General features: G+C 62.4%; 20 protein-coding genes and 1 tRNA gene. 7 read left to right on the top strand and 14 right to left on the bottom strand.

What is annotated here, in order from left to right:
* The first annotated feature begins 51 nt into the window (after nucleotides 1-51).
* Nucleotides 52-1,740, top strand: a complete 1,689-nt coding sequence (locus NKH73_RS15840; RefSeq protein ID WP_352933110.1) for an outer membrane beta-barrel protein — start codon at nucleotides 52-54, stop codon at nucleotides 1,738-1,740.
* A gap of 108 nt (nucleotides 1,741-1,848) precedes the next feature.
* Here the strand turns inward: NKH73_RS15840 and galU are convergent, their stop codons facing one another.
* Nucleotides 1,849-2,754 carry a UTP--glucose-1-phosphate uridylyltransferase GalU gene (gene galU / locus NKH73_RS15835; RefSeq protein WP_435528764.1) on the bottom strand — a complete coding sequence of 302 codons (906 nt, stop codon included), beginning with the start codon at nucleotides 2,752-2,754 and terminating at the stop codon, nucleotides 1,849-1,851.
* A 212-nt stretch (nucleotides 2,755-2,966) separates the two neighbouring features.
* Here galU and NKH73_RS15830 point away from each other — a divergent pair, with 212 nt between their 5' ends.
* Together NKH73_RS15830 and NKH73_RS15825 are read left to right on the top strand one after the other, a co-directional pair.
* Nucleotides 2,967-4,193 carry a lytic murein transglycosylase gene (locus NKH73_RS15830; RefSeq protein ID WP_352933108.1) on the top strand — a complete coding sequence of 409 codons (1,227 nt, stop codon included), beginning with the start codon at nucleotides 2,967-2,969 and terminating at the stop codon, nucleotides 4,191-4,193.
* A gap of 132 nt (nucleotides 4,194-4,325) precedes the next feature.
* On the top strand, nucleotides 4,326-5,558 hold the full coding sequence (locus tag NKH73_RS15825) for an SGNH/GDSL hydrolase family protein (RefSeq protein ID WP_352933106.1): 1,233 nt from the start codon (nucleotides 4,326-4,328) through the stop codon (nucleotides 5,556-5,558).
* 203 nt (nucleotides 5,559-5,761) lie between these two features.
* On the opposite strand, the gene NKH73_RS15820 is transcribed toward NKH73_RS15825, so the two are convergent.
* Nucleotides 5,762-7,216 (bottom strand): glutamate synthase subunit beta, encoded by a 1,455-nt coding sequence (locus NKH73_RS15820; RefSeq protein WP_352933104.1) that lies wholly within the window; start codon nucleotides 7,214-7,216, stop codon nucleotides 5,762-5,764.
* Between the two features lie 143 nt (nucleotides 7,217-7,359).
* Nucleotides 7,360-12,096, bottom strand: a complete 4,737-nt coding sequence (gene gltB / locus NKH73_RS15815; RefSeq protein ID WP_352933787.1) for a glutamate synthase large subunit — start codon at nucleotides 12,094-12,096, stop codon at nucleotides 7,360-7,362.
* A 466-nt stretch (nucleotides 12,097-12,562) separates the two neighbouring features.
* Between gltB and NKH73_RS15810 the strand changes: the two genes are divergently transcribed.
* Complete coding sequence (locus NKH73_RS15810) at nucleotides 12,563-13,615, top strand: threonine aldolase family protein (RefSeq protein WP_352933102.1); 1,053 nt, start codon at nucleotides 12,563-12,565, stop codon at nucleotides 13,613-13,615.
* Nucleotides 13,616-13,690: 75 nt separating this feature from the next.
* Here NKH73_RS15810 and NKH73_RS15805 read toward each other — a convergent pair whose 3' ends face one another.
* Nucleotides 13,691-14,158, bottom strand: a complete 468-nt coding sequence (locus NKH73_RS15805) for an Hsp20 family protein (RefSeq protein WP_352933100.1) — start codon at nucleotides 14,156-14,158, stop codon at nucleotides 13,691-13,693.
* A 545-nt stretch (nucleotides 14,159-14,703) separates the two neighbouring features.
* On the opposite strand from NKH73_RS15805, the gene NKH73_RS15800 reads away from it, so the two are divergent.
* Entirely contained in the window at nucleotides 14,704-15,675 is a 972-nt protein-coding gene (locus NKH73_RS15800) for an alpha/beta fold hydrolase (RefSeq protein WP_352933098.1), read from the top strand.
* 22 nt (nucleotides 15,676-15,697) lie between these two features.
* Here the strand turns inward: NKH73_RS15800 and NKH73_RS15795 are convergent, their stop codons facing one another.
* From NKH73_RS15795 to NKH73_RS15785, 3 genes are all read right to left on the bottom strand, one after another.
* Entirely contained in the window at nucleotides 15,698-16,210 is a 513-nt protein-coding gene (locus tag NKH73_RS15795) for a DUF1579 domain-containing protein (RefSeq protein ID WP_352933096.1), read from the bottom strand.
* Nucleotides 16,211-16,321: 111 nt separating this feature from the next.
* Nucleotides 16,322-17,095, bottom strand: coding sequence for a histidinol-phosphatase (gene hisN / locus NKH73_RS15790; RefSeq protein WP_352933094.1), 774 nt, complete (start codon nucleotides 17,093-17,095; stop codon nucleotides 16,322-16,324).
* Nucleotides 17,096-17,432: 337 nt separating this feature from the next.
* On the bottom strand, nucleotides 17,433-18,374 hold the full coding sequence (locus NKH73_RS15785) for an N-formylglutamate amidohydrolase (protein WP_352933092.1): 942 nt from the start codon (nucleotides 18,372-18,374) through the stop codon (nucleotides 17,433-17,435).
* Nucleotides 18,375-18,536: 162 nt separating this feature from the next.
* Here NKH73_RS15785 and cpdR point away from each other — a divergent pair, with 162 nt between their 5' ends.
* On the top strand, nucleotides 18,537-18,899 hold the full coding sequence (cpdR, locus tag NKH73_RS15780) for a cell cycle two-component system response regulator CpdR (RefSeq protein ID WP_352933089.1): 363 nt from the start codon (nucleotides 18,537-18,539) through the stop codon (nucleotides 18,897-18,899).
* A gap of 118 nt (nucleotides 18,900-19,017) precedes the next feature.
* A tRNA-Val gene (locus NKH73_RS15775) sits at nucleotides 19,018-19,092 on the top strand.
* Nucleotides 19,093-19,464: 372 nt separating this feature from the next.
* Here NKH73_RS15775 and fcl read toward each other — a convergent pair.
* From fcl to NKH73_RS15740, 7 genes are all read right to left on the bottom strand, one after another.
* Nucleotides 19,465-20,427 (bottom strand): GDP-L-fucose synthase, encoded by a 963-nt coding sequence (gene fcl / locus NKH73_RS15770; protein WP_352933087.1) that lies wholly within the window; start codon nucleotides 20,425-20,427, stop codon nucleotides 19,465-19,467.
* A 195-nt stretch (nucleotides 20,428-20,622) separates the two neighbouring features.
* Nucleotides 20,623-20,748, bottom strand: a complete 126-nt coding sequence (locus NKH73_RS15765) for a hypothetical protein (protein ID WP_352933085.1) — start codon at nucleotides 20,746-20,748, stop codon at nucleotides 20,623-20,625.
* On the bottom strand, nucleotides 20,741-21,586 hold the full coding sequence (locus tag NKH73_RS15760) for an EamA family transporter (protein WP_352933083.1): 846 nt from the start codon (nucleotides 21,584-21,586) through the stop codon (nucleotides 20,741-20,743). The genes NKH73_RS15765 and NKH73_RS15760 overlap by 8 nt, the downstream gene beginning before the upstream one ends.
* A 7-nt stretch (nucleotides 21,587-21,593) precedes the next feature.
* Entirely contained in the window at nucleotides 21,594-22,508 is a 915-nt protein-coding gene (locus NKH73_RS15755; RefSeq protein ID WP_352933081.1) for an endonuclease/exonuclease/phosphatase family protein, read from the bottom strand.
* A 276-nt stretch (nucleotides 22,509-22,784) separates the two neighbouring features.
* Nucleotides 22,785-23,774, bottom strand: coding sequence for an SIS domain-containing protein (locus NKH73_RS15750; RefSeq protein WP_352933079.1), 990 nt, complete (start codon nucleotides 23,772-23,774; stop codon nucleotides 22,785-22,787).
* 42 nt (nucleotides 23,775-23,816) lie between these two features.
* Nucleotides 23,817-24,725 carry an N-acetylglucosamine kinase gene (locus NKH73_RS15745; RefSeq protein WP_352933077.1) on the bottom strand — a complete coding sequence of 303 codons (909 nt, stop codon included), beginning with the start codon at nucleotides 24,723-24,725 and terminating at the stop codon, nucleotides 23,817-23,819.
* A gap of 85 nt (nucleotides 24,726-24,810) precedes the next feature.
* Nucleotides 24,811-25,902 carry an ABC transporter ATP-binding protein gene (locus NKH73_RS15740; protein WP_352933075.1) on the bottom strand — a complete coding sequence of 364 codons (1,092 nt, stop codon included), beginning with the start codon at nucleotides 25,900-25,902 and terminating at the stop codon, nucleotides 24,811-24,813.
* Nucleotides 25,903-25,906 lie beyond the last annotated feature (4 nt).

Below are 25,906 nucleotides of genomic sequence, written 5' to 3'. Positions count from 1 at the left end.
TTTACGGTCCGGTAAGTATGGCGCGCTTGCGCCGCGCGAGCAGTGGTGGCGATGTCCGGGGCCCAGCCTGAAAAGAAAAGAAGGCGAAACGGCAAGGCGGTCTGCGTCTTGCTGATGGCGACCAGCGTGTTCGCCTTGCTGCGACCAGCGCAGCCCTATGCCCAGGAAACGGAGCTGCGCGGCGAGGTTTCGGAACCGACGATTCTGGCCGGCGCTGCGAATCAGACGGCACAGGACAACGCAGCCACCTATCAGCCGGCCAGCCCAGGCGCCGTACCGGACGACGACACCGCGCCAGCGACCGGCAGCATTTTCGATCCGCCGGAGGCCACCGACGATCCGTTTGCGGAAACGCCCGCTCCCGTCCCGCCGCGCCGGCCATCGAGCGCGACGCAACGGGCGGCGGACCAAGACGAGGCCGAGGCCGCCGAGGCGGAAGCCGCCGCCGCGACTGCAGTCACGACGGATGACACGGACGCCGCCGAGACGGACCAGGACGCGACCAATCGCCGTGCGGTGACCATTGATTCCGCCGACAGGCAGAGGCTCGATCCGGGCGCCGAGCGCGCCGAAGCCATCGAGGGTCGGGATAGGCGGGCCGAGGACGACCCGTTCGCCGCCACAGGCATCAAACTCGGCTCGTTCGTGATCAGGCCGACACTCGAGCAAGGTCTGACGGCATCGTCGAATGCCGATTCGAGCGCCGGAGGCGAGCCGGCGCTGCTGTCGGAAACGACGCTGCGCTTCAATGCCATCTCCGACTGGCGAGAGAATTCAGCTGTCATCGACGGCTACGGCACCTTTCTCAAGACCATATCGGGGGACGAGATTCAGGAATTGCGGGGACGTGTCGACGGCACGCTCAATGTCGACCTCGACAACGAACTGCGCGCTATGGCCAAGCTCGGTTACGAGGCGGCGCCGGAATCGGCTTCGTCGCCGGTCGTCATCGAAGGCACCATCGAGCAGCCGGTGCGCCAGACCATTGACGGCAGCCTCGCGGTCGAGAAGGATGCGGGCAAGATGCGCTTTGCTTTGACCGGCGCTGTCGAGCGCGACATCTATGGCGACGCCAAGCTTTCGACGGGCGGAACGGTGTCGCAGAAAGCCCGCAACTCGACGCTTTATACCGCCACCTTGCGTACCGGCTATGAGATTTCTCCCGCCATCACGCCTTTCACCGAGGTCGAAATCGGCCGCCGGGTCTACGATCAGCGCGTCGACCCCAATGGGTTCGAACGATCCTCGACACGGCTTGGCGTACGCGCCGGTGCCGAACTGGACCTCGGCGAGAAGCTTGCCGGCGAATTCTCGGCCGGCTGGCTGCGGGAGGCGATCGACGACGACCAACTGTCGGCGATTTCAGGTGCCACGGTGAACGCCGACCTCAAATGGTCGCCGGAACGCGGCACCACGATCGGCCTCACCGGACAAACGACCGTCGAGGGCACGACAACCCCCAACGAAAGCGGCGACATCCTTTATTCCGGCCGCCTTACCGGCGAGCGGGAAATCCGTGCCAACCTGACCGGGAACGCAGCTCTCGGCGTGGACTGGCGCGACTACATCGGGTCCGACGGCCATGATCTGACGCTGAGCGCCGAGGCCGGGCTGACGTGGTGGCTGAACCGGTATGCCGGGCTGACCACCCGCGCCAGAACCGAAAAACAGACCAGCAACCTGGAGGGCCGTGATTATACGGCCCACAGCATCTTCGTCGGGGTGACGCTGCAGCCTTAAAGCAAGCCGTGAAGGCTTGGGATAGGTCGATCAGGCCGTGGTGAGAACTGTGGTTTCGGGTAAGCGCACCCTTGGTTCAAGACCCAGGGCATGCTTTGCGCGACATAGCTAGAACGCCGCGCCGCGCTGCTCTGACGGTTTCAACTCCTCGAGAAGCTTGCGGATCGTGCCCGCCATGTTCCCGTTCACGTCGCTGCGCCACAGCGCAAAGGCGACATTGGCCTCGACGAAACCTTCAGGCGATCCGCAATCGAAGGTGCGCCCCTGGTAGTGGCAGCCATAGAAGGGCTGCTGCTTCTCCAGTTTCAGCATCGCATCAGTGAGCTGGATCTCATTGCCGGCGCCCTTTTCCTGGCTTTCGAGAATCCCGAATATTTCCGGCTGCAGAATGTAACGCCCGTTGATGTAGAGATTGGAGGGTGCCGTGCCGGCCTTCGGCTTCTCCACCATGCCGGTGATGCGGAAACCGTGATGCGTATCCTCGCCGCGGCCGACGATGCCGTATTTATGGGCCTCGGCGGGGTCGCATTCCTGGACCGCCACGATGTTGTTGCCGGTCTCGGCATAGAGCTCGACCATCTCCTTCATGCAGCTTTTTTCCGACTGCATGATCATATCAGGCAAGAGCAGGGCGAAGGGCTCGTCGCCCACCAGTTCGCGGGCGCACCAGACGGCATGGCCAAGGCCGAGCGGTACCTGCTGGCGCGTGAAGCTGGTCTGCCCCGGCAAGGGTTGCAGCCGCTGCAGGCGAGCGAGCTCGTCGTTCTTGCCGCGCTGGGCGAGCGTGTCGTAGAGTTCGAACTGGACGTCGAAATGGTCCTCGATGACCGCCTTGTTGCGGCCGGTCACGAAGATGAAATGCTCGATGCCGGCTTCGCGTGCCTCATCGACCACATATTGGATGACCGGCCTGTCGACGACCGTCAGCATTTCCTTGGGTATGGCCTTGGTGGCCGGGAGAAACCGCGTGCCGAGGCCGGCGACCGGGAAAACTGCCTTGCGAACTCTCTTCATGCTGTCAATTATCCGCTTGTAGGCCTGTTCGGCAATCCCGCTTCGAGACATTTTCGTGCCGGAATCGAGGATTATGGAACGGCCGGTCAGAAAAAACCTGCAGTCCGTAAAGCACCAAAGCGCTTTTTCGTTCCCAACGGCACCTATGGTAAACCAAATGCTAACCGGGTTCGGCGATGAATGATCTTCCTGTGATGAAGAAGGAGGAAAAGATGTCCGTTTGCAATGCCGCAAAGCGCTTCGCAAGCATTGTTGCGGCCGCCAGCCTATCGCTCGCGTTGCTGATGCCCACCGGATCTGCTTTTGCCGACGCTGGGTTCCGGCAATGGGTGGCGAGTTTTCGCGCCACCGCAGTGCAGAGCGGTGTTTCCGGCGCCGTTTACGACCAGGCGTTCGAGGGCATCAGCGATGCCGATCCCATCGTGCTGGAAAAAGCCCGCTATCAACCCGAATTTACCGCACCCGCCTGGGATTATTTCGACAACCGGGTCCATGACCAGTCGGTCGCCGTCGGCAAGCAAATGGCCAGGAAATGGAAGCCTTGGCTGGACAGGATCGAGGCAAAATACGGCGTCGACCGCTACGTCCTGCTGGCCATCTGGTCGATGGAATCGAATTACGGCGAAATCCTCAAGCGCGACGAGGTCATGCGGAACGTGGTGCGTTCGCTGGCAACGCTCGGCTATGCCGACCGCAGACGATCGAAGTTTGCCCGCACCCAGCTGATCGCAGCGCTGAAGATCCTGCAAAGGGGCGACATCGACAAAAGCCACCTCAGCGGCTCATGGGCCGGCGCCATGGGTCATACTCAATTCATTCCCACCAGCTACCAGGCCTATGCGGTCGATATGGACGGCGACGGCAGGCGCGACATCTGGAATTCGATTCCCGATGCATTGGCAACGGCCGCCAATCTGCTCAGGAAGAACGGCTGGCAGGCCGGCAAGACCTGGGGCTATGAAGTCAGCCTTCCCGAGGGGAAGAAGTTCCCGGCCGGATCGAAGTCGCTGTCGCAATGGCAAGCGCTGGGTGTTACGCGTGTCAACGGAAAGCCCTTCAAGAGTGGTGCGGAGAAGGCTACGCTGAAGGTGCCGGGCGGCCGCGGCGGCCCGGCCTTCTTGATGATCAAGAATTTTTCGGTCATCAAACGCTATAACAATGCCGACAAATACGCGGTTGCCGTTGGCCTTCTTGCCGACGAAATCGCCGGCCATGGTGGCCTTGTGCAGGACTGGAAGCGGCCTTTCACGAAGCTCTCCTTCGAGGAGAGGCAAGAGCTACAGCAGCGGCTTTCGCAGTACGGCTACTATGACGGCAAGTTCGACGGCAAGATCGGCGAGGGATCGAAAGCCGCCATCATGGCCTTCCAGGCTAAGGCCGGCTTGACCCAGGACGGACATCCGAGCATGGAAGTGCTCAAATCGCTCAGGCAGAACTAGCCTCGCATAGAGAGACGACCTGGGGCATCGGAACCCAAACCGGTTTGGGGGAAATCCGATGCTCGAACCAAAAGATAGAGCGGCGGCACGATTGGGCTTGAGGCCGGCGCTTTTAAGGGATGGAGAGGGTGATTGGTTTCGGCTGCGCGTATCCGGGTGATTTTTCGTCGCGCGCCGATCCTGCTTCTGGCGATTGCCGTTCTGGCTGTCAGTACTGCCGCCGCCTTTCACACGCCGGCCATCGCGCAGGAAGAACAAAGGCGTGGCTGGTCGCTGCGCGACTTGTTGTTTCCGCGTCGCAGCGAGCGGTTGGAACCGCCGCCGCGCCTAATTCAAAGAGCCAGGCCGCCGAAGCCGAGGGCAAAAAAGCCCCGTGCCGCGCCGCGCCGGCCGGCCGAGCCGACAACCCCCATCGTCGAGAAGGCGCCGGATGCCCGCACCGTTCTGGTGGTCGGCGATTTCATGGCGAGCGGCCTCGCCGAAGGCCTGGATACCGCCTTTGCCGAAAACAACAAAATCAGGATCGTCGTTCGCAGCAACGGTTCGTCCGGTTTCGTGCGTGACGATTTCTACAACTGGCCCGAACAGATCAAGTCGCTGATCGAAACTGAAAAGCCCGCGGCCGTGATCGTCATGCTGGGCTCCAACGATCGGCAGCAAATGCGCGTGAACGACGAGCGCGAACAGCCGCAATCCGAAGGCTGGATCAAGGAATACGAACGCCGGACCGAAGCGTTCGGCAAGGCCATTGCATCGGCCAAGGTGCCGTATCTGTGGGTCGGCATGCCGGCATTCAAGGCGCCGAAGATGACCTCCGACATGCTGGCTTTCAACGAGATCTACCGCTCGACCGCCGAAACTCATGGCGGCGAATTCGTCGACATCTGGGACGGCTTCGTCGACGAGGATGGCGCCTTTGTCACCAGCGGGCCCGACATCAACGGGCAGCCGGTGCGTCTGCGAACCGACGACGGCATCTATGTGTCGAAAGCCGGCAAACGCAAGCTCGCCTTCTATGCCGAAAAACCTTTGATGAAGATCCTTGGAATGACCGCGCCCACGGGCACACCGTCAACTTATGCGCCAGCAGGCGCTCCCGTCGAAGCCCCGGCACCGGCCGCGGCCCCGATGGCCGTCAATCGCACCGTGCCGATGCTGCTCAACGATCCAGCGCTCGACGGCGGTTCGGAACTTCTTGGCGCCGCGCCGCCGGCAAAGGCGGATGGGCTTGGCGAGAAACTCGTCGTCGAGGGCAAGGCATCAGATGCTTCGCCCGGCCGCGCCGACGATTTTTCCTGGCCGCCCAGGGCACAGCCCGCGGCGGCAGCCGCTGGAAGCGACACGACGACGGCGATCAATCCTTGATACGAGGTTCGGAGACCATTTCGAAACTCGCTTCTGTGAGTCATATGAGGGTGTTTTCGAAAACCGGAGCGGAGCATACATTCGAGTACGTGAGCGCCGGCCTACGCCGGTCGTAGCCTTAACTGCCACGACCGCTCATGAGTGATTTGGCCGGCGAAGGCCAAACGCCCTCAGATGGCCGCAGGAGTAGAGTCCAAACGGTCTCAGCGCGGCAACACGCTCGATCCCATCAGCGCCTCGTCGATCGAACGCGCCGCCTGCCGACCCTCGCGGATCGCCCAGACGACCAGCGACTGGCCGCGACGGACATCGCCTGCCGCATAGAGCTTTTCGACGCTGGTCTTGTAGTCGCGATCATTGGCTTCGACGTTGTTCGAGCGGCGGCTGTCGACAGCGATCTTCATCTGGCCGCCCAGTTCCGATACCGGTCCGACGGCGGCGGGCCCGGCAAAGCCGATGGCGATGAAGGCAAGATCCGCGCGGATGACGAATTCCGTGCCGGCGATCGGCTTGCGCTTTTCATCGACCTCGCAGCATTTGACGCCGGTCAACGCGCCGTCCTCGCCGATGAATTCGAGCGTCGCCACCTGGAACTCGCGCTCGGCGCCTTCGGCCTGCGAGGACGAGGTGCGCATCTTCGTCGCCCAGTACGGCCAGACCGAAAGCTTGTCTTCCTTTTCCGGCGGCTGCGGCCGGATGTCGAGCTGGGTGACGCGCACTGCGCCCTGTCGGAACGCCGTGCCGACACAGTCGGATGCGGTGTCGCCGCCGCCGACGACGACGACATGCTGGCCCCCGGCGACGATCGGCTGTGAGGGCCACGCCACCGACTGGATCGGCTCGCCGCCGACGCGTTTGTTCTGCTGCACCAGATAGGGCATCGCGTCATGCACGCCGGCGAGATCGTCGCCGGGAATGTTGGCCGGGCGCGGTGTTTCCGAACCGCCGCAATAAAGCACAGCATCGTATTCGGCGAGCAGCTCCGCCACCGGCTTGTCGACGCCGACATTGACGCCGCAATGGAAGCTCACGCCCTCGCCCTGCATCTGCTCGATGCGCCGGTCGATATAGTGCTTCTCGATCTTGAAGTCGGGAATGCCGTAGCGCATCAGCCCGCCCGGCCGACTCTCGCGCTCATAAACATGGACGTCGTGGCCGGCGCGGCCAAGCTGCTGGGCTGCCGCCATGCCGGCCGGCCCCGAGCCAATGACGGCGACGCGCTTGCCGGTCTTCTTTTCCGGCGGATAGGGGCGGATATGACCGGTTTCGTAAGCCTTGTCAGCGATCGCCTGCTCGATCGTCTTGATGGCAACCGGAATGTCTTCGAGGTTCAGCGTACAGGCTTCCTCGCAAGGTGCCGGACAGATGCGGCCGGTGAACTCCGGGAAATTGTTGGTCGAATGCAGGTTGCGGATCGCATTGTCCCAGTCGCCATTGTAGACAAGGTCGTTCCAGTCCGGGATCTGGTTGTGGACCGGGCATCCGGTCGGCCCATGGCAATACGGAATGCCGCAATCCATACAGCGCGCAGCCTGTTTCTCGACCTCCTTATCCGACATCGGCAGCGTGAATTCGCGAAAATGCCGGATGCGGTCGGAAGCCGGCTGATACTTGTGCACCTGCCGGTCGATCTCGAGAAAGCCTGTTACCTTGCCCATAGTCCAGTTCCTGCTGTCCAGAAGGCGCGCTCGACGACGCACCCGTTAACCTCATAAGGCAGCCGTGGCAACCTTCAGTCCGAGGCCAGGATTGTTGATGAAGGCGTCGACCGGGAAGCTTGGCTTTCCGGCAACTCCAAAACCTATTCCGCCGCAACGCCCATGCGCATGCGTTCCATCTCGATCAAGGCGCGGCGATATTCGACCGGCATGATCTTCCGGAATTTCGGCCGGAAAGTCGCCCAATTGTCGAGGATCTCGCGGCCGCGCACCGAACCCGTGTAATGGACGTGGTTCGAGATCAACTGGTAGAGCCGCTCTTCGTCATGGCTGGTCATGTCGCCGGATACGTCGACACGGCCCTTATGATCGAGGTCACCACCATGGTGGAGCAATTTTTCCATCAGGTCGTCTTCTTCAGGAACGGGTTCCAGTTCGACCATCGCCATGTTGCAGCGCTCGGCGAAATCACCTTCCTCGTCGAGAACATAGGCGACGCCGCCCGACATGCCGGCGGCGAAGTTGCGGCCGGTCTGGCCTATGACGACGACGATGCCACCGGTCATATACTCGCAGCCATGATCGCCGACGCCTTCAACGACGGCAGCGACGCCCGAATTGCGCACGGCAAAACGCTCGCCGGCGACGCCGCTGAAATAGGCTTCGCCCTCGGTCGCGCCGTAAAGCACCGTATTGCCGACTATGATGGACTCCGCGGCGACAATATTCGCGTTCTCTGGCGGTCGGATAACGATGCGGCCGCCGGACAAGCCTTTGCCGACATAGTCATTGGCAGCGCCGACGAGTTCGAACGAGACGCCCCGCGCCAGGAAGGCGCCGAACGACTGGCCGGCCGTGCCGGTGAGCTTCACCGAGATCGTGTCCTCGCGCAGCCCCTTGTGCTTGAAGCGCTTTGCCACTTCGCCAGACAGCATGGCGCCCGTCGAACGGTCGACATTGCGGATCGGCAGCTCGATGCTGACCGGCTGCCTGGCTTCCAGCGCCGGCTTGGCCAGCTCGATCAACTTGCGGTCGAGCACGTCTTCGATCGGATGTTTCTGGCGCTCGGTCCAGTGCACCGCCTCGTGCGGGGCATCTGGCTTGAAGAACATCTTGCTGAAATCGAGCCCGCGCGCCTTCCAGTGCTGGATCAGCGCCCGCTTTTCCAAGAGATCGGTGTCGCCGATGATCTGGTCGAGATGGGTGTAACCCATGTCGGCGAGCAGCGCCCGCACCTCTTCGGCCACATAGAAGAAGAAGTTGATGACATGTTCCGGCGTGCCCTTGAAGCGCTTGCGCAACACCGGATCCTGCGTCGCGACGCCGACCGGGCAGGTGTTGAGATGGCACTTGCGCATCATGATGCAGCCGGCCGCGATCAGCGGCGCGGTCGAGAAGCCGAATTCGTCGGCGCCGAGCAACGCGCCGATGACGACGTCGCGGCCGGTGCGCAGGCCGCCATCGACCTGCAGCGCGACGCGCGACCTGAGGCCGTTGAGCACCAGCGTCTGGTGCGTCTCGGCAAGGCCCATTTCCCATGGGCTGCCGGCATGCTTGAGCGAGGTCAGCGGCGATGCACCGGTGCCGCCGTCATAGCCCGATATGGTGATGTGGTCGGCACGCGCTTTGGCGACGCCGGCCGCAACCGTGCCGACGCCGACTTCGGAGACCAGCTTGACCGAGACATCCGCCGCCGGATTGACGTTCTTCAAATCGTAGATGAGCTGCGCCAGGTCCTCGATCGAGTAGATGTCATGATGCGGCGGCGGCGAAATCAGGCCGACGCCCGGTGTCGAGTGCCTGACTTTGGCGATGGTGGCATCGACCTTGTGGCCCGGCAACTGACCGCCCTCGCCGGGCTTTGCGCCTTGCGCGACCTTGATCTGCATCACATCGGAGTTGACCAGATATTCCGCCGTCACGCCGAACCGTCCGGAGGCGACCTGCTTGATCGCCGAGCGCTCGGGGTTCTTGCCGCCACCCGGCAGCGGCAGGTAACGGTCGGCCTCTTCACCGCCCTCGCCGGTATTCGACTTGCCGCCGATGGTGTTCATGGCGCGTGCCAGCGTGGTGTGCGCTTCCCTGGAGATCGAGCCGAAAGACATCGCACCGGTCGAGAACCGCTTGACGATGTCGGCCGCCGGCATGACCTCGTCGAGCGCGACCTTCTTGCGCCCGGTTTCCTTGGCGAGCTTGATCTTGAACAGGCCGCGAATGCTCTGCGCCCGCGCGGTCTCGCTGTCGATCTGAGCGGAATAGTCCTTGAACGTCTCCCACGAGCCCTGGCGCACGGCGTGCTGCAAGGTGGCCACCGCATCGGGCGACCATATATGCGCCTCGCCGCGCATGCGGAACATGTATTCGCCCCCGACCTCGAGACTGTTGCGCAGCACCGGGTCGTTGCCAAAGCCGTCGGTGTGACGGCTGACCGTCTCGGCCGCGATCTCGTCCAGCCCGACGCCTTCGATCAGCGTCGCGGTGCCGGTGAAATATTTCTGCACGAAATCCGACTTCAACCCGATCGCGTCGAAGATCTGCGCGCCGCAATAGGACTGGTAGGTCGAGATGCCCATCTTGGACATCACCTTGAGGATGCCCTTGCCGATCGACTTGATGTAGCGGGTGACGACTTCGTAGGCGTCGACCTCCGCCGGCAGCTCGCCACGCTTGTGCATGTCGAGCAACGTGTCGAAAGCCAGGTAAGGATTGATCGCCTCGGCGCCGTAGCCGGCAAGGCAGCAGAAATGATGCACCTCGCGCGGCTCCCCGGACTCGACCACGAGCCCGACCGAGGTGCGCAGCCCCTTTCTGATCAGGTGGTGGTGCACCGCGGCCGTCGCCAGCAGCGCCGGTATGGCGATGCGGTCCGGTCCGAGCTGGCGATCGGACAGGATGATGATGTTGTAGCCACCGGCGACCGCCGCCTCGGCGCGCTCGCACAGCCGGTCGATGGCGCCCTGCATGCCGGCCGCGCCCTCGTTCGAGCCATAGGTGATGTCGATCGTCTTGGTGTCGAAACGGTCCTCGGTGTGGCCGATGGAGCGGATCTTTTCGAGATCGCCATTGGTCAGGATCGGCTGGCGCACTTCGAGCCGCTTGCGGCGCGAGTTTCCGACGAGGTCGAAGATGTTAGGCCGCGGTCCAATGAATGAAACCAGGCTCATCACCAGCTCCTCGCGGATCGGGTCGATCGGCGGGTTGGTGACCTGGGCGAAGTTCTGCTTGAAATAGGTGTAGAGCAGCTTCGATCTGTCCGACATCGCCGAAATCGGCGTGTCGGTGCCCATCGACCCGACGGCTTCCTGGCCGGTCGTTGCCATCGGCGACATCAACAGCTTGGTGTCTTCCTGGGTGTAGCCGAACGCCTGCTGGCGGTCGAGCAGGCTGACATCCCTGCGCAGCGCGCGTGGCTCGACCGGCTTCAGATCCTCGAGGATGAGCTGGGTGTTGGCGAGCCAGCTCTTATAGGGATGCTTGGTCGCGATCTCCGACTTGATCTCCTCATCGGAAACGATGCGGCCCTTTTCGAGGTCGATCAACAGCATGCGGCCGGGCTGCAGCCGCCACTTCTTGACGATCCGCTCCTCCGGCACCGGCAGCACGCCGGCTTCCGAGGCCATGATGACGCGATCGTCGTCGGTGACGATGTAGCGCGCCGGGCGCAGCCCGTTGCGGTCGAGTGTGGCGCCGATCTGGCGTCCGTCGGTGAAGGCGACCGCCGCTGGCCCGTCCCACGGCTCCATCAGGGCCGCGTGATACTCGTAAAAGGCTTTGCGATCGGCATCCATCAACTTGTTGCCGGCCCAGGCTTCCGGGATCAGCATCATCATCGCATGGGCGAGCGAGTAGCCGCCCTGCGTCAGGAATTCGAGCGCATTGTCGAAACAGGCGGTATCCGACTGCCCCTCGTAGGAGATCGGCCAAAGCTTTGAGATGTCGTTGCCGAACAGTTCGGAATCGACCGAGGCCTGGCGTGCCGCCATCCAGTTGACGTTGCCGCGCAACGTGTTGATCTCGCCATTGTGGGCGACCATGCGATAGGGATGCGCCAGCTTCCACGACGGGAAGGTGTTGGTCGAGAACCGCTGGTGAACCAGGATCAGCGCCGTCTCGAAACGCGGGTCGGTCAAATCCTTGTAATAGGCGCCGACCTGATAGGCCAGGAACATGCCCTTATAGACGATGGTCCGCGACGACATCGACACGACGTAGAAACCGTTGTCGACGCCCTTGGTCTCCTCATGGATGCGGCCGGAAATGACCTTGCGCAGGATGTAGAGCCGCCGCTCGTAGTCGTCGTCGCTCTCGATCTCGGCGCCGCGGCCGAGGAACACCTGCCGCTGGGCCGGTTCGGAAGCAGCGATATCCGGCGCCTTGGACAGCGATGAATTGTCGACCGGCACATCGCGAAAGCCGAGCAGCGGCTGGCCTTCGAGCTGCGCCACCTCGGCGATTATGCCTTCGATATGCGCCTGAAGCTCGGGGTCGCGCGGCATGAACACATGGCCGACGGCGTAATGGCCGGGCTTGGGCAATTCGACGCCTTGGCTGGCCATTTCCTCGCGGAAGAAACGGTCGGGGAGCTGCACTAGCACGCCGGCGCCGTCGCCCATCAGCGGGTCGGCGCCGACGGCGCCGCGATGTGTCAAGTTCTCGAGCACGGCAAGGCCGTCCTTGACGATCTGATGCGACTTCACGCCCTTCATGTTGACGATGAAGCCGACGCCGCAAGCATCGTGCTCGTTGCGTGGATCATAAAGGCCTTGCGCAGCGAAGCCCGTATGGGTTCGCCCGATCTTGGTCAGAGACGGATTTTTGACGGCTGGCGCTTTCGTCTGCGCGGCCGGGCCGTTCATCGCAGATGGCGTCATTTCCGTCATCATCCTGTCCTCCATTCCCGCCCTTTAGGGCGCTGGTTTGCGTCGGGAAGCGCTTGGCTCCCCTTCATCCTTACGGCACGTCTTGCGAAATCCTTGCGAACAGGCGGCCTGGTTCGCATCCGGTAATCGTACAGGCCAGAGCCGGGCTGTCTACCTGTCGCTCACGGCAACGGCCGGAGAGGCCTAATGATACGCCAATCCAGCCTTATGTGTGCGACAAAATAAGACAGCACTACTGTCCTAAATTTTTATGACAGATATTCCCGACAGGCACAAGACCGATTCATGAAAATCTTCGGCATTCCACGACAGAAAATTACGCATGGCCGCGGCTGCACGCAACCTTCGGTCGTTTATCTACACCATCGTCTCTCCCTGGCTTTACCGGTTTTCGGGCACTTGGCACTTGCGGGCGGGATGCGAAAGCGGCCAAGGTTGCATGGATTTTCCCAGCACAGGCAAACGCATGAATTTCGCTTCCGACAATTGGGCAGGCGCCCATCCCAGTATCGCCGCAGGCCTGTCGGCCCATGCCGGCGGTTTTTCCACCGCCTATGGCGACGGTGCCCTCGACCAGACCGTCTATCAGCACTTCAACGACATCTTCGAGCGCGAGGTCGCGGTGTTTTTCGTGGCGACCGGCACCGCCGCCAATTCGCTGTCGCTGACCGCCTACAACAAATCGGGCGGCATTTCCTTCTGCCATCGCGAATCGCATGTCATCGAGGATGAATGCGGCGCGCCGGAATACTTTACCGGCGGCTCGCGGCTCTATGCCGTCGACGGCGCGCTGGGCAAGATCGATCCGAACAGGCTGGAAAGAGCGGTTGGCCGGTTCGCGTCTGAAATCGTCCACTCCGGACGCCCGATGGCGGTATCGATCACCCAGTCGACCGAGGTCGGCACCATCTACACCTTGAATGAGATCGCCAGGATTTCGGAGATCGCCAAGCATCACAAATTACCGCTGCACATGGACGGCGCCCGTTTTGCCAATGCTCTGGTCGCACTCGAGACGACGCCGGCGGAAATGACATGGAAGCGCGGCGTCGACATTCTCTCCTTCGGCGGCACCAAAAATGGTTGTTGGTGCGCCGAGGCTATCGTTCTGTTCGATCTGGATCGTGCCAGGGAATTAGCCTTCCTGCGTAAGCGCGCGGCGCAATTGTTCTCGAAATCGCGCTTCGTCGCTGCGCAGTTCGAAGCCTATTTCAAGGACGCCCTGTGGCTCGATACGGCCCGGCATGCCAACGCCATGGCAGCGCGCCTTGCGGCAGTGATCGAGGATTCGCCATCGGCGCGTCTGGCCTGGCTGCCGCAAGCGAACGAAGTTTTCGCGGTGATGAAAAAGGCCGAGGCTGAAAGCGTGCAATCGGCCGGTGCCGCTTTCTATGACTGGCACAAGCCGCATGACTTCGACGGCCATATCGGCGAGGACGAGACGCTCTACCGTTTCGTCACCAGCTTTGCGACCGCGGCCGAAGAGGTCGACCGCTTTGGTCAGCTCATTGCTGGATAGCTGCGTTCATGCCAACGAAAAAAGGCCGGCGAAAACGCCGGCCTTCGTCGCTGACGGTCGTTTTTGCGACGCAGCTTATGCGGCAGTCTTGGCTTCGATCTGCTTGGCCTTGGCCGAAGACGCGCTAATCGCGATCTTGCGGGGCTTCAGCTCTTCGGGAATGTTGCGCTTGAGGTCGACGAAGAGCAGACCGTTCTTGAGCGAGGCGCCGACGACTTCAACGTGGTCGGCAAGCTGGAAACGGCGCTCGAAGGCCCTGCTGGCAATGCCGCGATAGAGCAGTTCGGAACCCTCGCCATTGCCGTCTTCCTTGCGCTCACCCTTGACGGTCAGCACATTGCGGTGAGCTTCGATCGAGAGCTCGTCGTCCGAGAAGCCGGCGACCGCCATCGAGATGCGATAGGAATCCTCGCCGGTGCGCTCGATGTTGTAGGGCGGATAGGTCTGCGCGCCTTCGGGCTGCGCAAGCGAATCGAGCATGGTGAACAACCGATCGAAACCGACGGTCGAACGATAGAGCGGGGAAAAATCAACGTGACGCATAGTGTGTTCTCCTGTTGAGCAACAAGGTTTGCGTATGGCCGGTGCGAAACCCATGATGGCGTTCCGGATAAGGCCAGCGGCCCCGACATTGGCGACCGCAACAGACATTTGGGGAGCACATGAAGCCATTTCAAGATTCTGCCAGCTCGATGAACGGCAGATGAACCGCGGCTTCGGCGAACGTTCAGCAATGCGGCCCTAGACTGCTTCCAGGATCAAGGAACAGGCGGTGGTCACGGCGCCGCGCATCCGATCGGACGCGCAAGAGAGCTGTGATTTTGGTCGCGCATGATCCCCAGCGAAAATCGAGCCCGATTTTCGAGGTCATGCACGAGATGCCGCAACGAGGCCGACCGGGTGTAACGTCCCTTCCTCCCGGATCGACAGAGGCCGGAAGCACGCCGCAAGCTGCTTCCGGCCTTACTCGCTGATTGCCTCGTTCAGCCTTTCCACGCGTCCGGAATTCCTTTGCATTTGGTGCATGGGCGTCTATGCCTACCCAAAGCTTGCGCCATGCAGGCAGCGACACACAAACGCAGCGCCGAATGGACCTCCTCAACGAAATTCCACTCTTCCGCGAAATTCCGGGCAATCCGCCACCGGCAAATGCGGCCGGTGGTTTCTTTACGACGCGCGATGGCAAGAAGATCCGCTACGGCCTCTTCCCTGCCGTTGCCCGCCCGATGAAGGGCACAGTGGTCGTTCTGACCGGCCGCAACGAGTGCATCGAAAAATATTTCGAGACCATCCGTAATCTTGCCGACCGCGGCCTCGGTGTTGCGACCCTCGACTGGCGCGGCCAGGGCGGTTCCGACCGGCTGATCGGCGACCGCGAGCGCGGCCACGTCCGGAGTTTCTTCGATTACACCAGCGACCTGGAACAGTTCTTCGAGGAGATCGTGCTGCCTGACTGCCGGGGGCCGTACTACATATTGGCCCATTCGGCTGGGGCGGTGATCACGCTGCTTGCTGCGCCGTCGATGGTGAATCGCGTACGGCGAATGGTGCTGATCGCACCGTTCCTGGCCGTGCCCGACCTGCCGGTCTCGACAACCACCGTTCGCCGCATCTGTTCGCTGTTCTGCTTGCTGGGCCTTGGCAAGCTTTATGCCGCCTGGGGCCCCCGGCCGCGGAAAACCTTACCCTTTGCCAACAACAAGGTGACGTCAGATCCGGAGCGATATCGGCGCAACACGCTGATCTATGAGACCTACCCGCAACTGGCGCTCGGTGGTCCCACGATCCGCTGGCTGAAAGCGGCGGCGGAGGCGTCCGAGGCCATCAACGATCCCGATTTCATGGCCAGGATCCAGGTTCCCTTGCTGATGGTCGCCGCCGGCGCCGACCAGGTCGTCTCGACCAAGGCGGTGGAAACCTACACCAGACGTCTGCGTCTCGGTTCGCTGCTGGTGATCGACGGCGCACGCCACGAAATATTGCAGGAAGCCGACTTCTATCGCGAGCAGTTCCTCGCCGCCTTCGATGCCTTCATCCCGGGAAGCGACGACGAAGCCTGATTGAATGCCGCGTCCCTTGGCTCTACGCCTGCCGGGCGAAGTCCATGATCCAATTGGTCTCCCATGTCCTGCCGCCATCCGGTGAAAAAGCCTGCTCCCAGCGCGCCGACTTTTCACTCATCCGCGTCCAGAGGAAGCGAACCTGGATCTTGCGTCCGTCGAAGACGTCTTCGCACAGGAACGTGCCGACGCCTGCTTCAAAAGTGCCGCGCATCGGGACATCGATGGTCGAGGGATTGCGGCCGTCGATCCACCAGATCGACCATTGTCTTGTCGCCGGATCGAACGTCCGCAGCGTGGCGGCGCGATAAGCAGCGCCGGGCAAGTCAATGGCGTTGTCGTCGAAATTGCCGAGGCCGCCAAGGATCGAGTGCACTTCGCATGTGCCGCCAAACACGTCCCAGTTCGCGGCGCCTTGCAGGCGCTTCTGCAACCTTCGATGGCTGACGTTCCAGCGGCCGAAGAAGAAATCGAAGTCGGCCCGACCGTCTGCCGGAGCATCTTCGGAACGACCGGCTGTTGACTGCGTCGGCATGTGAACCCCTCCCGTGACATTATCTCCATAGCAGAGAGCTCCTGACATCCTCCTGTCAGGAGCATGGGGCTATCATTCGCCTGTGGGCACCTTGGTAGTTGCCCAGCTGGTTCAGCCACGCAGCGCCGCCATCGCCGCGGCATGAAGCTCCGGCGTTGCCGCAGCCAGGATGTCGCCGCCCCTCTCCGCCGGTCCGCCTTCGAAGGTGGTGACGACGCCGCCGGCCTTCTCGATGATCGGGATCAGCGCGACGATATCGTAGGGTTTCAACCCGGGGTCAGCAACGATGTCGACGCTTCCCGCCGCGACCATGGCGAAGGCGTAGCAGTCGGTGCCGTAACGGGCGAGCTGAACCTGTTTCTCGAACAGGTCGTAGCGCAGGCGCGCGTCTCCCTTGAATAGCGCCGGCGTCGTCGTGAACAGCGTCGCCTCGGCGAGATCGGTCGTCTTGCGTGTCGTCAGCCTTCGCGGCCCGCCCGGACCTTCATAATGGGCGCCGGAGGCGTTGGCGTAGAAAAGCTCGCCGGTGAAGGGCTGCGACATCATGCCGGCAACGGCGTCGCCGTCGACCGTCAGCCCGACCAGTGTTCCCCACACCGGCAGGCCGGAGATGAAGGCGCGCGTGCCGTCGATCGGATCGATGACCCAGACATGTCTGCTGGAAATGTTCTCGCTGCCATGCTCCTCGCCGAGGATGCCATGATCGGGATACTCCGCTGATATAAGCGCCCGGATGACTCGCTCCGCCTCGCGATCGGCCTCGGTGACCGGATCGAAGCTGCCTTGCTCCTTGTTGGTGACCGCGCCGCGGCTGCGAAAGCGCGGTAAGGTCTCGGCTGCGGCGGCAAGTGCAATGTGCCGCATGAAATCGATGCTGATGTCCAACTGAGTCTCCCGCGTAGCCGAGCTGAACCGTCGTTTGCCTGCGGTTTTCCGCCAAAACAAGGGCGTGCGAGAGCTTTTGCGCATCGACAACTGTTGCTCGGATGCAACGCTGGCGCCCTCGAAATACAATTTCCACATCACAGTGAGTTAAAAACGCCGGTCGGCGGCTTGACATTTGTGCAACGCACAATAGGTTTGTTCTCGGACAGGTTTTCCTGTCCATGCCCTCCTTGGGCGTTTCCTCCCTAGACTTCGACCGTGTCGTGCAAACGATGCGGTCTTTTTTTAGCGAGGCATCCGGCGGATCGCGCGTCGTTGATCGATTTCCGATTTGGCATCATTCGGCGGCAAGCGGCAGATCGATAAAATCGTGATCGGGCATTGCCATCAGGTCCGCCGAGAACTGTGCCAGATCGTCGGCGAGCGCATCGAAGCCGGCGGATTTCTGGAACGTCCGCTCGTTCATGTAGAGCCCGCGATTGACCTCGATCTGCAATGCATGGAGATGGCGCACCGGGCGGCCATAGTGCTCGGTGATGAAGCCTCCGGCATAAGGTTTGTTATGGGCCACGGTATAGCCCATGCCGATCAATAGGCCGATCGCCGTCTCGGTCAACGCTGCCGAGGCGGACATGCCGAAACGGTCGCCAATGATAAAATCCGGCCTGAGACCGCTGTCGCCGACCCTGATGCTCGCCGGCATCGAGTGGCAATCGATCAGCACGGCAAAGCCGAACCGCGCATGGGTCGTAGTCAAAAGCCGTTTCAGCGTCTCGTGGTAAGGTTTGTAGACAGCTTCGATGCGCGCCACGGCTTCCGCCAGCGGCAAGCGGCCGGCATAGATGTCGAGCCCCTCTCCCACCAGCTTGGGCACGGTGCCAAGCCCGCCGGCCACGCGCGCCGAGCGGATGTTGCAGAAGGATGGCACGGGCTCGGCGAACATGCGCGGATCGAGTTCCCAGGGCTCCCGATTGACGTCCAGATAGGCACGCGGAAAGTTTGCCGCCAGCATCGGCGCGCCGAGCGCGACGGCGCCACCGAACAATTCGTCGACATAGCAATCCTCGGACCGGCGGATGGCATTTCTGTCCAGCCTTGCCATGGCCAGGAACCGGTCCGGATAGTGGCGGCCGCTATGCGGCGAGTTGAAGAGGAAGGGGACGCGCTGTTCGGCGCCCGATCGGATTTCGAAGGCTGGAACGACCGAAAAATCTTCGGCTGCCGTTTTCAATTTGAACGAACCCAAAAAAACCAATGCATCATGATTGGAAAGTGCCACCTCGCCGGCCCCATGTCCAGCATTTCGGCGTCCGGACCGCTTTGTTGAATGCGGATCTGGCCTTTCGTCGTTCACTTGATGTTTACCGTCACCTCCTCATATACAGGATGGTTAACGAGCTGCCCCACGGCAGTTTCGGACGGGTGATTCGGACGGGATAAAATGGCACGCATTCTACTGGCGGAAGACGACGACGACATGCGCCGGTTTCTCGTCAAGGCGCTGGAGCGTGCCGGCTACCAGGTCAGCGATTTCGACAATGGCGCCAGCGCCTATGAGCGGCTGCGCGAAGAGCCTTTCTCGCTGCTGCTGACCGACATCGTCATGCCGGAGATGGATGGCATAGAACTCGCCCGCCGCGCCACCGAGATCGATCCCGACCTCAAGGTCATGTTCATCACCGGCTTCGCCGCCGTGGCGCTCAATCCGGATTCCAAGGCGCCGAAAGACGCCAAGGTGCTGTCGAAGCCGTTCCATCTGCGCGACCTCGTCAACGAGGTCGAAAAGACGCTGCAGGCAGCTTGACGGGCTTTCCGCCGCCGGCATCCGACGCGCGTTCAACGGCGCGACGAGGCGAGCCTCTCTTTCCCTTTTCCTCCTATTGACGCGCCGGAGCAAAAATGGTGTATGCGCGGCTTCGGATGGGCGTGTAGCTCAGCGGGAGAGCACTGCATTGACATTGCAGGGGTCACAGGTTCAATCCCTGTCACGCCCACCATCCGGACAATCCGCCGTCTCCTGAATTCATCCGCATCGGATCGGCTTCGGTTTATCGAATCCGGCCGGCCCTATCGGCATTGCCTGGTGAAGACCAGGCAACATCGGGTAGGATCATTCTGGCGTTGAGTCTGGCGTATTTCCCGGCTTGCCGCCGCCATCCTTACCCTCTCGGCTGGTATCGCCTACGCCACAGCATTTGCCGTTGTAGACGTTTTTCCCTCTCCGCGATTGAGCGCGCTTTTCAAACGCAGTGCTTGGTCGGGGAACGTCTGTGAGGCTCGTTCGCTTTCAGGCGCCGGATGAGCCTCGCTAGGTGCTTCAGGGCCGCCCAGGGCTGCGATCTCAGGTGGCAATCAGCGTCAATTGAGGGTCAGGCGGCGCCGAGGCGGAGATCGCCCTTCTCAATATGCTGGAGAAACCACGCATAGGTCTGTTCCAGTCCGCTCTGAAGCGAGTACCGCGGACGCCAGCCCGTGGCGAACAGGCGCGATACGTCCATCAGCTTGCGCGGCGTGCCGTCCGGCTTGGTCGAGTCGAATGTCAGCACGGCATCAGCGCCGACGACGGAGAGCATGGTGCAGGCAAGCTCGGCAATGGTGATGTCTTCGCCCGAGCCGACATTGACATGGCTGTCGCCGGCATAGTTTTTCAGTAGCCAGACCAGAGCGTCGGCGGCGTCGTCGACATGCAGGAATTCGCGCATCGGCGTGCCCGATCCCCAGACCTCCAGGGTTCTGTCGCCGGCGCGCTTGGCCTTGTGCGCCTTGCGCATGAGGGCCGGCACGACATGGCTGGTGGAGAGGTCGAAATTGTCACCGGGACCATAGAGATTGGTCGGCATCGCCGAGATATACTCGACACCATATTGGCGCCGATACGCCTGGCACAGTTTCAGTCCAGCGATCTTGGCGATCGCATACCATTCGTTGGTCGGCTCGAGCGGACCCGTGAGCAAAGCGTCCTCGGAGATCGGCTGTGCGGCAAACTTCGGGTAGATGCAGGAAGAACCGAGAAACAGCAATTTCTGCACCTCGTTGCGAAACGCGCTCTCGATGACATTGGTCTGCATGATGAGATTGTCCTGCAGAAAATCGACCGGCAACCTGTTGTTTGCCAGGATGCCGCCGACCTTGGCCGCCGCCATCACCACCGCGTCCGGCCTGTGGACCGCCATCCAGCGCCGCACGCCGGCCTGATCCATGAGATCGAGTTCATCGCGAGATGCGGTCAGGACCTCGCAGTCCTCGTCCGCCAGCCTGCGCAACATGGCCGAGCCGACCATGCCGCGATGCCCGGCTATGAAAACGCGCTTGCCCCGAAGGTCGAAGTTCATTGGCGTATCCCTATGCAGAACGGCCGCTATGGCCATGTGGCGTCGGCGCGCCGGATGGGCCTGCGTCGGACGCATACCGCATACAGATTTGCCCGGACAAGGCAAATCGGAGAATTGACGAGCTCTTCTTGTGGTATGGCGGTCGGACACCCGCTACCGCGCATAGGCGCGCCCGCCGACTATCGAAGAATGGTCCTAGTGGCCGTTCAGCATGCCAGTGCGCATGCCTATCTGGTGCATGCGGCTCATCAGCGGCCCGGCGCCCGTCTGGTCGCGGTGCTTGATGGTGATAACCTCGAGATAGGCGCTTAGCCTATCCAAGTCTCAGCGCGACAACACCGGCAACGATGCTGAGCACGGCGGCACCTCGCCAGCCCGTCATCTTCTCGCCGAGCGCAAACACCGAGATCATCATGGCGAACAGGATCGAGGTTTCGCGCAGCGCCGCGACCGAGGCGATCGGCGCCTTGGTCATCGCCCACATGACGATCCAATAGGCGGCGCCGCTGAGCACGCCGGTGTAGACGCCCGCCTTCCAGTCGCGCGCCAGCACCGGCAGCGCCTTTGGTCCGCGAAAGATCAGGCACAGCACCAGCGCCCACAGCGCATCGCAGACGAACAACCACGCGGCATAGCTCGAGGCCGTGGCGGCCAACCGCGCACCGCTGCCATCGGACAGCGTGTAGCTGGCGATGAAGATCGAGGTGCCCAGCGCGAAGCCAACTGCGCGTAGGTTCAGCCTTTCCAGATGCGCGCCGCCGCGAAACGACAGCACCAGCGTGCCGGCCGACAGCAGGACGATGCCAAGAATGGCGAGCGGCGCCGGCACCTCGGCGACGATCACTATGCCGCCAAGTGCTGCAAGCAGCGGCGCCGTGCCGCGCGCCAGCGGATAGGTCTGGGCGAAATCGCCGGCCTTGTAGGCGCCGATCAGAAACGTCCTGTAGCCCATGTGGAAGATCACCGAGGCGATGATGTAGGGCCACACTTCCGCTTTCGGCACCTCCACGAAAGGCAGAGCCAGAAGCGCCACGGCGCCCATGCCGAGCGTCATCAGCGTGATCGACAGGAAGCGGTCGAGATGGACCTTGACCAGCGCGTTCCAGATCGCGTGCATGGCGGCGGCGGCAAGCACCGCGAAGAAGACGAACAAGGTCATCGGTGGCTCATGCGCCTTCGGTCCCCACCGTAAATGGCGTTTCCAGGTCGATGTCGACCCGCAGTGGAAAATGATCCGAGGCGATTTCGCCGATATCGGCACTGACCGAGCGCACACGGCCGGCAAACATGCCGCCGACGAAACAATGGTCTAACCGGCGCTTTGTCAGCCTGCCGTCGATGGTCTTCACATGGGTGTGGAAATCCGGCGTCGGTTCGCAGGCGACGGCGGCGGCATCGACGAAACCGTCGAGATAGGCAGCACCACGATGATAGGGCGTGCTGCCGATGATGCGATGGTACTCGGCGCTGCCCGGCTCCATGTTGAAATCGCCCATCCAGATCGCCGCCAGCGGGTTCTCCGGCGCCGGCTCGCCATTGCTCCAATTGCGCGACGGTTCATCGTCGGCGCCGCTCCAAGGGCCGCCCTCGGACGGCGCCCGGCGATGCTCGGCGAGCAAGTAATCGATCTGCTCCAGCCGCTCCTCGGCCGCAATATGCGCGAGATGCAGCGACAGCACCCGCACTGGTCCGGCAGGGGTGCGGATCATGCATTCGAGCGCTGCGTTGCGGGTGTTGAGGGGACGCATCGTGCGGCGCAGCGGCAGCGTATGCAGGCGCGACCAGACGATCGGCAGTTTGGACAGCACCATGGTGCCGAATTGCCGCCGCCGGTTGACGATGCGGCCGTCACGCCGCTCGCTGGCGTCCATGTCGAAAGCCGGACCGTAGACCCAATGGTATTCGGGCAGCAGCCGCGAAAGGACTTCCGGTTGGTCGTCCTCGTTGGTGCGCTGCCAGTGCCGTTCCACTTCCTGCAAGGCGATAATGTCGGCGCCGCCGACGACCTTGGCACAGCGCGCGAGATCGTAGCGGCGGTCGCCGCCGAAACCGTACTGAATGTTGTAGCTGACCAGCTTCATTGCTTAACCGGCTCAATTTCCTGCAGTCAGTAGCCGTTGGGCTGATCGGCTGCAATGTGCAGCCGGATGGAGAGAACTTGGGCCAGAAAAATCTTGCTCCTGCTCGGGAGCAGGATCACGCAAATCTAGAGCGTTGAAGCGTTCTTTGCTCGTCGAAAAACGACACGCGCGGCGGCGCTCGACCGGGTCGAGGCGATCAGGACACGGATCCCGTTGGAGGCCGGCACGCCTGCCGGCCAGATTGATAGTGACTATTGCAGTCTACGCCACCCGGGCTCAGAGGATCTTGGTGTCGGTCTGCCGGTAGCGGAATTTTGTGTCGGTGAGGCCCGCCGCATCCGAAAGCTCTGCTGCAAGCAACTGCGCCGCCATAATGTCGAGGATTCCGCGAGCGATCCGGTTTTCTTCGGCCGGCACGCGCAGCACTGTCAACCTGCCTTTATCGTCGATCTCGCCATTCGCGGTGATCAGCACGACCGGGCAGCCGAGTTCATCGAGCTGTTCGGCAAGGCGCACCTCGCGGCCGTCGCCAAAGACAAGGACGCCGGTGGTGGCGTCCATCGATTCCATCGGGCCATGCAGATAGTGACGCGTATCGGTGGCGCCAGCCGGAATGCGCGAGGCTTCACGGATCAGCAGAGAGGCGCCGTCGGCGGTGCCGAGCGACGAAACGGCGCCGACACAGTCGATTGCACGGCGGGCGGCGAACAGTTCGCCGATGTGCTTCATCTTGGTCGCGGCCCGGCCCAGCAGATCGGCTACTTTGCCTGGCAGCGCGTCCCAGTCGGTTGCAGTCGCGCCGCAAAGGCTTTCGCTGAGTAGCCCGGCAGCAACAAGCGACCCGGTATAGCCGGTACTGGACGGCGTCGCATCATTGCCATTGTCGAGGCTGATATGGCGACCTGCGGCCAGCGCCAGCGGGCTTGTCTCGTCCTTTGTGATAGCCAGCGCCGGCACGCCCGCTTGCGCCTTCAGCGCATCGACGGTCTCCACGCTGCGGCCGCGGTGCGACATCGCGATGATGGCATCGGCGACATCAGTGCCGTCGATCATGTCAACGGCACGCATGGCGACCGCGCGACGGCCGCGCCTTGCCAGTTCGCCCGCCACGACCACGGATGCGGCGTAGCTCGCGCCGATGCCGGTCACCGCAATAAGGCCGGAGCTGAACGGAGACAGATCGACGCTTTGCAATCCCTGACGAGCCGACTTGATGCAGGCGGCGATGGATTCCGGCTGGCGTGCGACTTCGGACCGATAGCTCATTATGGTGCCTTCCTTGATTTGTGCGTGTGGCTTGTCGTCAAACTATTGCGGGGCGGCGAGCCATTCCTCGGCCATCGCCTTCGCCATGCGGCAGGCGCCTTCGACCGGCGGTCCGTAAAATATGCTGGCAGCCAGAGTTCCCTCCGACTGCGCCTCGATCTCGGCCAGGAAAGCCGCGGCAAGCGACTGCTGCGAGACAATCACGCCGCCGCCGGCCACCACGATGTCGGCCGCCGCGCCATTGTGCTTCAGGCGCATCGCCAGTTCAGCGAGGTGACGGGCGCCGTCGCGGATCACCTTGCCTGCCAGTTCGGAGCCTTGCTCGTGCGCCGCGAAGACGAGCGGCGCGTGCAATCCGAGGGCCGCTGCCCCGCCCTGACGCGCGACGGCGCTGCCGATGCGGGCGGCGCTCCTGATCTCGAAGGCTTCGAAGAAGAGACGCACCAGCGGTTCGTCGAGCGAACCGCCGCGATCGAGATGCAGGCTGATCGAGCGGCCCGCCTCGCGCACCAACCCCGCGGCGCTGCCTTCGTCGCCGATGACCCAGCCCCAGCCGCCGGCAACCATCATACCGAGCGAAGGATCACGGCAGACCGCGATCGAACCGGTTCCGGCGACCAGCCCGATCTGCCGCTCATAACCGAGTGCCGCGGGCAGTAGCTCGGCGTCATTGACGACCTTGACGCAACAGGTCGCACGACGTGCGAGGGCTGTCTCGAAGGCTTCGCATTCCGAGGCATCGTCGCAGCCATGCGCCCCGACGGCGAGCGCCACCACTTGTCCGCCATCGACCAGCTGCCTGACGTTTTCGAGCAGTGCCGCGGCGTCCCTGTCCCAGTCACGCACCCGCCAATCGGCTGTCGGCATGACAAGGTCGCGAGCCATACCGGCAGAATCGCAGGCGCGCAGATGCGTCTTGGTGCCGCCAATATCGATCCCAACTGTGATCAACGGATCCTCCAGGCAATAGCCGCACGCGAACTGCTCGGCATGCTACAGTTTCCCATAGCGGGGGGCGCATTGTGAGGCAGATCGGTCAAGCGCTTCTGATCCGCTCGCCGTTCGTGCCGAACAGCAGCACGCCGGCCGGGTCGAGCTTCACGAAGCACTCCGGACTGCCCTTGTGGCGAGCCTTGCTGCTGCGCACGACAAGCCGCTCGCCAGTGGGCAGGTCGGTGTGAATGAAGGTGACGTCGCCGAGTTCTTCGACGAATGCGACCCTGGCAGCTAGGATGTCAGTCGCTCTGGCGTCTTGCGCGATGTCTATGTGTTCGGTGCGAACGCCGATCTCGACTTCTCGAACGCCGGCGTCGAAATTGCGAAACGGCAATTCCAGCTTCGAACGGCCGCCGAGATCCGACAGGACGATGGCGTCCGCTCGTACCGCTTCCACCTTGGCCTTGATGAAGTTCATCTTCGGCGAGCCGATAAAGCCGGCTACGAACTTGTTATCCGGATCATCGTAAAGACCAAGCGGCGTGCCATGTTGCTGGATGATGCCGCCGTTCATCACCACCATTTTGTCGGCAAGCGTCATTGCCTCGACCTGGTCGTGAGTGACGTAGATCATCGTCGTGCCGAGCTTGGCATGCAGCTGGATCAATTCCGCGCGCATCTGGACGCGCAACTCGGTGTCGAGGTTCGACAACGGCTCGTCGAACAGGAACACTTTCGGTTCGCGCACAATGGCGCGGCCGATCGCCACCCGCTGTTTCTGACCGCCGGACAATTCGCCAGGCCGGCGCTCGAGCAGCTTTTCCAGCCGCAGGATGCCGGCGGCGCGGCCGACCTTCTCCTTGATCACGGCTTTCGGCTCGCGCGCCATGGTCAGGCTGAAGGCCATGTTCTGGAACGCCGTCATATGCGGATAGAGCGCGTAGGACTGGAACACCATGGCAACGCCGCGCTTGGCCGGATCGACGCGATTGACCACTTTGCCATCGAGCCTGATCTCGCCGACAGGGGCTTCCTCGAGGCCGGAAATCATCCGCAGCAAGGTCGACTTGCCGCAGCCGGACGGGCCAACGAAGACCACGAACTCGCCCGACGCGATCGATAGGTTGATATCGCGCAGCACTTCCACGGCGCCGTAGGATTTCGAGACGTTGATGATTTGGAGATCAGCCATGCCA

Source organism: Mesorhizobium sp. M0938 (assembly GCF_040319125.1).
Taxonomy (GTDB): Bacteria; Pseudomonadota; Alphaproteobacteria; order Rhizobiales; family Rhizobiaceae; genus Mesorhizobium; species Mesorhizobium robiniae.
This window is presented reverse-complemented; position numbering and strand designations above follow the sequence as displayed.

Excerpts from the sequence above, each read along its gene's own strand:
- NKH73_RS15840 (WP_352933110.1), top strand. The coding sequence starts at position 52 with ATGTCCGGGGCCCAGCCTGAAAAGAAAAGAAGGCGAAACGGCAAGGCG.
- galU (WP_435528764.1), bottom strand. The coding sequence starts at position 2,754 with ATGAAGAGAGTTCGCAAGGCAGTTTTCCCGGTCGCCGGCCTCGGCACG.
- NKH73_RS15830 (WP_352933108.1), top strand. The coding sequence starts at position 2,967 with ATGTCCGTTTGCAATGCCGCAAAGCGCTTCGCAAGCATTGTTGCGGCC.
- NKH73_RS15820 (WP_352933104.1), bottom strand. The coding sequence starts at position 7,216 with ATGGGCAAGGTAACAGGCTTTCTCGAGATCGACCGGCAGGTGCACAAG.
- gltB (WP_352933787.1), bottom strand. The coding sequence starts at position 12,096 with ATGACGGAAATGACGCCATCTGCGATGAACGGCCCGGCCGCGCAGACG.
- NKH73_RS15810 (WP_352933102.1), top strand. The coding sequence starts at position 12,563 with ATGAATTTCGCTTCCGACAATTGGGCAGGCGCCCATCCCAGTATCGCC.
- NKH73_RS15805 (WP_352933100.1), bottom strand. The coding sequence starts at position 14,158 with ATGCGTCACGTTGATTTTTCCCCGCTCTATCGTTCGACCGTCGGTTTC.
- NKH73_RS15800 (WP_352933098.1), top strand. The coding sequence starts at position 14,704 with ATGGACCTCCTCAACGAAATTCCACTCTTCCGCGAAATTCCGGGCAAT.
- NKH73_RS15795 (WP_352933096.1), bottom strand. The coding sequence starts at position 16,210 with ATGCCGACGCAGTCAACAGCCGGTCGTTCCGAAGATGCTCCGGCAGAC.
- cpdR (WP_352933089.1), top strand. The coding sequence starts at position 18,537 with ATGGCACGCATTCTACTGGCGGAAGACGACGACGACATGCGCCGGTTT.
- fcl (WP_352933087.1), bottom strand. The coding sequence starts at position 20,427 with ATGAACTTCGACCTTCGGGGCAAGCGCGTTTTCATAGCCGGGCATCGC.
- NKH73_RS15760 (WP_352933083.1), bottom strand. The coding sequence starts at position 21,586 with ATGACCTTGTTCGTCTTCTTCGCGGTGCTTGCCGCCGCCGCCATGCAC.
- NKH73_RS15755 (WP_352933081.1), bottom strand. The coding sequence starts at position 22,508 with ATGAAGCTGGTCAGCTACAACATTCAGTACGGTTTCGGCGGCGACCGC.
- NKH73_RS15750 (WP_352933079.1), bottom strand. The coding sequence starts at position 23,774 with ATGAGCTATCGGTCCGAAGTCGCACGCCAGCCGGAATCCATCGCCGCC.
- NKH73_RS15740 (WP_352933075.1), bottom strand. The coding sequence starts at position 25,902 with ATGGCTGATCTCCAAATCATCAACGTCTCGAAATCCTACGGCGCCGTG.